This is a genomic window from Pseudoalteromonas sp. TAB23 (assembly GCF_000498075.1).
GTDB lineage: Bacteria > Pseudomonadota > Gammaproteobacteria > Enterobacterales > Alteromonadaceae > Pseudoalteromonas > Pseudoalteromonas arctica.
In genome coordinates this window covers 1-5,022 of the sequence record NZ_AUTP01000353.1, presented here as the reverse complement: position 1 = coordinate 5,022, position 5,022 = coordinate 1, and the positions used below count along the sequence as shown (strand labels likewise).

The 5,022-nt window shown below is 42.3% G+C and carries 7 protein-coding genes; 2 read left to right on the top strand and 5 right to left on the bottom strand.

Annotated features, from left to right (window positions below; all coding sequences use genetic code 11):
• A partial coding sequence (locus L654_RS0123715) for a hypothetical protein (RefSeq protein ID WP_024609229.1) occupies window positions 1–366 on the top strand: 366 nt, incomplete at its 5' end.
• An 18-nt stretch (window positions 367–384) separates the two neighbouring features.
• Here the strand turns inward: L654_RS0123715 and L654_RS0123710 are convergent.
• Window positions 385–729, bottom strand: a complete 345-nt coding sequence (locus tag L654_RS0123710; protein ID WP_024609228.1) for a hypothetical protein — start codon at window positions 727–729, stop codon at window positions 385–387.
• Window positions 730–783: 54 nt separating this feature from the next.
• Window positions 784–1,035 carry a hypothetical protein gene (locus tag L654_RS0123705; protein ID WP_024609227.1) on the bottom strand — a complete coding sequence of 84 codons (252 nt, stop codon included), beginning with the start codon at window positions 1,033–1,035 and terminating at the stop codon, window positions 784–786.
• Between the two features lie 343 nt (window positions 1,036–1,378).
• Here L654_RS0123705 and L654_RS0123700 point away from each other — a divergent pair, with 343 nt between their 5' ends.
• Window positions 1,379–1,624 carry an ogr/Delta-like zinc finger family protein gene (locus L654_RS0123700; protein ID WP_002960040.1) on the top strand — a complete coding sequence of 82 codons (246 nt, stop codon included), beginning with the start codon at window positions 1,379–1,381 and terminating at the stop codon, window positions 1,622–1,624.
• Window positions 1,625–1,748: 124 nt separating this feature from the next.
• On the opposite strand, the gene L654_RS0123690 is transcribed toward L654_RS0123700, so the two are convergent.
• The 3 genes from L654_RS0123690 to L654_RS01000000126775 all read right to left on the bottom strand — a co-directional run.
• Entirely contained in the window at window positions 1,749–3,158 is a 1,410-nt protein-coding gene (locus L654_RS0123690; protein WP_024609226.1) for a DNA cytosine methyltransferase, read from the bottom strand.
• Window positions 3,151–3,432, bottom strand: coding sequence for a hypothetical protein (locus tag L654_RS0123685; protein WP_024609225.1), 282 nt, complete (start codon window positions 3,430–3,432; stop codon window positions 3,151–3,153). Before L654_RS0123685 ends, L654_RS0123690 begins: the two co-directional genes overlap by 8 nt.
• An 8-nt stretch (window positions 3,433–3,440) precedes the next feature.
• On the bottom strand, window positions 3,441–5,022 hold a 1,582-nt coding region (locus L654_RS01000000126775), incomplete at its 5' end, for a replication endonuclease (RefSeq protein ID WP_024609224.1).

Genomic DNA, 5,022 nt, shown 5'->3' with positions numbered 1-5,022 from the left:
GAAATGGCTGCCGATGTTGCACGCGCTGAAAACAACTTTAAAATTGCCCAGTTTGAAGCGAAAGCAAAGCGCTGTATGCAGGCCGAGCAAAACGACGCCGATTATGACTTTCTTGTTTTAAAGAACCGCGACAAAACCATCATGGATGAAGTGATCATTCTATTCTTTTTGGGCTTGTTTGTTTGCCACTTTATACCGGCAATGCAGCCGTACATGCATAAGGGCTGGCAAGCAATGGGTTATGAAGGTGCGCCCTGGTACTTTGAATTTGTAATTGTAGGTATTGCCGTTTCAACCCTTGGGCTGATGCGATTGTTTAGAGCGTTTTGGGGGAGCAAGAACGGCAATAAAAAAAGCGCTAGTTAGGAGCTAGCGCTTTGGTGTTTAAACTTCTTCTAGTTTCAAATCAATTGTTAATCTGAATGTTGAGCCTTGCTGATTCCCTTTAGTAGATTTTGCTTTTGCACTATAGAGTCTAACCGCTTTATGTATGCTTGACTCAAAATTCTCTAGCTTTTCACCAAATATCTGCTTGCTTCTAAATTCACGAAATTCTTTTTCATCTTCTTCTGTTAACTCCAAATAAGTATCATCTATGATTAAATCAAAATTAACGTGAATCTCTTCATCTCTGGACCTAAAGTGATATTTCATAACCGATGTTCTTGTCGGCTCAGCGTGCTCACCTAAACCCAATTCATTTAAAACGTACTTAATAAAATCTAACATTGCTCAATCCTTTTCTAATGCATAGTAATAGGTATAACAAGGTAGCTTTTTTAATTAACCAAGTCTACTAGGCCAATCTAGCTCTTTAACCTCTTCAACCTTACCTGCAACAACTTCAAGACGCTTAAGTGCCCTTGTCAAATTGGGCCCAGGCACGCCATTAAGTGTTGCTGCATTTGTTTTGCCAATTCCACGAACTAGGTGATCGCTAAGCGCCGATTTTATATCTTCACTGGTGCTTTTACCAAACGACAAAAGCACATCTAATCGCTCTTGGCTTTGTGAGCCTTTATATAAATACTTCATAAATTATTTATCGCTTAAGTGATAATTAATTTATTATATTTCAATATTCAACAAATGCCCACCTATTTGATCCTTATGCTGTCACTTTGTGTCAAACATTGTCACATTTTTGTCATTACGATCCTTTTAAACTTCCTTTTAGATCCTTTGGTTATAAGGGCTAGCTAAAAATGGCTTGTCACTGGGGGTGTCAATTTAACGCATTTTTTGCACGAAAGCGGAAGGCGAGGAGGAGTGATTTTTTTAGCTTGTTGATTCTCAGGCAATAGTTAAATGGTTATTTGTAACGCAACCAACCACTGTATATAATGACAGTGTACTTTATTAACGATTGGTGAATATTATGGCGCGGGTTACTTGTCCAAATTGCGAAGCTAAAGCTACGATTACATCGCGTGAAACGCAAAGCGCGCACGTAGTAAATTTATATTGTTCGTGTACTAACACTCGTGAATGCGGGGCGACGTTTCGTATTACCCAATCGTTCGATCACTTCTTAAACCCGCCCGTTAAAAGCACCCAGCAATTGGCCGCATCGTTAATTAAAAATCTGTCTCGTGAACAACAATTAGAATTAGTTGGCCTTTAGTTTTTTACTTTATTGCACGCATTAAAAAGCCCGTATTAAACGGGCTTTTTTGTGGGTGGTGTTTTTATTTTTGGTTTAACAACTGAGTGATACACCCAGTTGCGACGTTTAACGTTTGGTTTCATTATGCTGCAGCCTTAATGTTTGTAATTTCTTTTAGATTGGCCTCAACTAGCGCTTGCGCTATTGGTGGGCATACTGCGTTACCGCAACGTGCAACTTGGTTTTTCTTGGTATTCTTTTTGCCTTTTGAGTCAAAGGCTATTTGGTAATTTTCAGGGAACCCCATTGCTGCAAATAGTTCATGGGGTTCAAGCATTCTCATGCCAATATCAGCAATTTGATATTTTTCACCGCTAATAGTAACTAGGCCGAATCTGTCTTTTGTTGTTACTGTATCGAGTGGTGTGTTTATTGATTGCGCTGTGCTGGTTCCGTAATACTTAATTAAGAATGCCTGTACTTCGCCAAAGTGATTGCCACCGGCTGATATTGTTTGCAATGGTTCATTAGTTTTATGGCCTACGTTATCGCCACGCATTTTTATAATATGACTAGTAACTAAAGCAAAGTGCCCACCCTTTACTTGTGCGCATATTGTTCTAAGTGGCTCGTCTGCTGGCATATTTCGCTGGTTGGATGCATTGGCGTGTTCAGTTATAAATGGTAATGCATGTTCGCTTGGCACTATAAATGGCTGCTCTGCATCTAATACATATCGCTCAATGCCTTTAGCTATGCGCTTCATTGTGTTTTCAGCTAATGGGCGAGTTCTATTGAATATGGATTTAGCCGGTATAGACCAATCAATAATATCAGCAGCGGTAAGGTATGGTTTTAATCCATCGCCATGTGTTGGGTTTGGCCAGTTAATACTTAGGCCATCTTTTCGGCCAACAAGGAAAAAACGCTTTCTGGTGGTTGGTGCACCAAAATCACAAGCAGTTAATATTTTATGCTCAATTTTATAGCCTAAGCCTTTTTCAAGTTTGTGATATGGGAAGTCATCGCCTAGCGCTTCTTTAATTTCAGGCCATGCGGGGTGATCTACATTTAAGCCGGTGGTCATGCATTTTATAAATGCATTAAACGTTTCACCTTTGCGCTCTTTGCAGGGTTTAAAAACACCTGGTGATACTTCTACAACAGGCCCCCATGTTAAAAACTCCTCAACATTTTCTAGCATAAATACACGCATTGGCACTAGCGCAGCCCAGCGAACTACAACCCATGCAAGCCCTCGAATTGTTTTATTTACAGGTGCCGCCCCTTTTGCGCGACTAAAATGCTTGCAATCTGGACTGAACCACGCCAAACCAACAGGCCTACCAGCGCAAGCTTCAATAGGATCAACATCCCACACAGATTCGCAATAGTGCTTTGTTTCCGGGTGATTAACTTTATGCATATCAATTGCAGCGGGATCATGATTAATCGCAATATCAACCTTACGATTTAAACCAAGCTCCATACCAGTTGATGCCCCGCCACCACCCGCAAAGTTATCAACAACTATTTCGTTTTTATTAAGCATGGCCATTACTCCCAATTAATAAGCTTGGACGCTTAAATTGTAATGCTGTGTTTTGTAATTGGTCTATTGTGACTCTGCGCCCATCGATGGCGACCACTTTTAGCTTTTTAACTGGGTGTTGCTCTTCAATTACTGTGTAACGAGGATTACGTTTAATGTTATTCATACAGCGTGAGCCATTTGTTAGCGACTCGCCAAAGGCATGGCCTAACATTCTTGCTGTATAAAATAATCCGGTTGAAAGCATTTTTTCTGCTGCTGAGTGAGTATTCATATTTTCTCCTACGCCATTAAGTCTAGTGCCCACCAATCATTACTACTGATTGCTGTGGCTTCGCCAGCTAGAACTAATCTAGCTAAATCTAAGTCGCCGATAATGTCGGCCGTGTGTTTATTAAATTGGGTATTTGATGGGGTGTTACGCCCGTCAAGCTCTGCATACATGTGCGCTAGGTCGTAAAGCTCGCGAGCGTATGCAAAATGTTTTTCGGTTGGGGTTGGCTTAATAGCTGACTTTGGTGTCTGCATGTTTAGTTGCTCAAAGCTGTGTAGCTCGCGCTCTTGCATGTAGTAAACACGGTTGCCGCTGATCACGTTGCCGCCTTGGTTTAGCTCTTTTATTTGCGCAGGGCTAAAGTCGCTAAGCTTGTTTTTACATTTAGCGGCGGTTTGCTCGTTAGTTGGGGCGTGTTTTTGCGCTTCGCTGTTGGCTATATAGTCAATAGCGTGTTGGCGATGCTCTTTTTGCTGCGCTGCTTCATCCAGTACCACTAAATGGCCGTCTTCAATTAAGTAAATATGGCCGTTATTTCTAACCCGCTTACCCGCTAACAGATCCTTTTTAACGTTAATGATCTCTTTTGAAGTAAAACCGATCATATTTAGCAATAATGCGTCTGTATGCCCTACTGAGTAAGGCGTACGATTATTCCCACTAGTCCAAGGTAGGTCAGCTGCGCTGACGTTGTTGGCATCCTGCCCACCAATAACGGCGGTGTTTTCTGCTGCTGCTGTGCCTATAACTTGCTTAGACCAGGTATGAACGCGAGTAACAAGCGTGCAAAGTCCAAAGGTGTCTTCAACGCCTTTTAGGGTTTTAGTAAATTCTGCGTACTGGTTGCCGTATTCGGTATGTTGGTATGCAGGTTTAAAGCGCGCATCGCGGCCAATACCAAAGCCACCCATTAGCGCAACAAAGGTTTTAAAGTCGCCCTTGTCGGCCGCTTGGCGTATTTGTTCTAGTTGCTCGTTGCCTTGCACTTCTTCACGCACTCGGCGCAACTCGCGCCAAATAGTAATAGATGGCGACTTTTGAAACTGAAATTGCCTAATGCCCCATGTGCTAGCCCATGCTTTAACCGGGTTGACTGCTTGGGTTAGCTTTTCGCCTGTTTCTGCGTCGTACTCGTTTGCCAGTGCAAAGCCATCAATGTTTTTGCTTACGTACTTAGCAACATAAGCCGCTGCGCCGCCTGTTTTTTTACCGTCTTTGCCAATTTGCGCAGGTAGCATTTTTATAGCGGTGTAGCGTGGGCTGCTCGGAAAATAGTTTTTAACCGGTGCACGGGTGTACACTTTTTTAGATTTATTTAAACCCCAAATACGGCGCGCTTTTGTATAACGTGCGCGTAATGCTTTGCGGTTTTTAAAGCGCTGAAAAAATACCTCACGGTCGTCGCGGGTAAAGTAGCGGCGTAATATGTGGTTAACTTTGTCGTAGTAACGGGTTGGCATCCATAAAAGCATGTGCCAGTGAGTGCAACCGTCTGCATGTGGTTCTGCTACGCGTATACCAAAGTATGGTATTTCTTCGCGGTCTAATTTTGCGCGGGCTTGTGAGTAAAGCTTATTTAAATATAGGCTT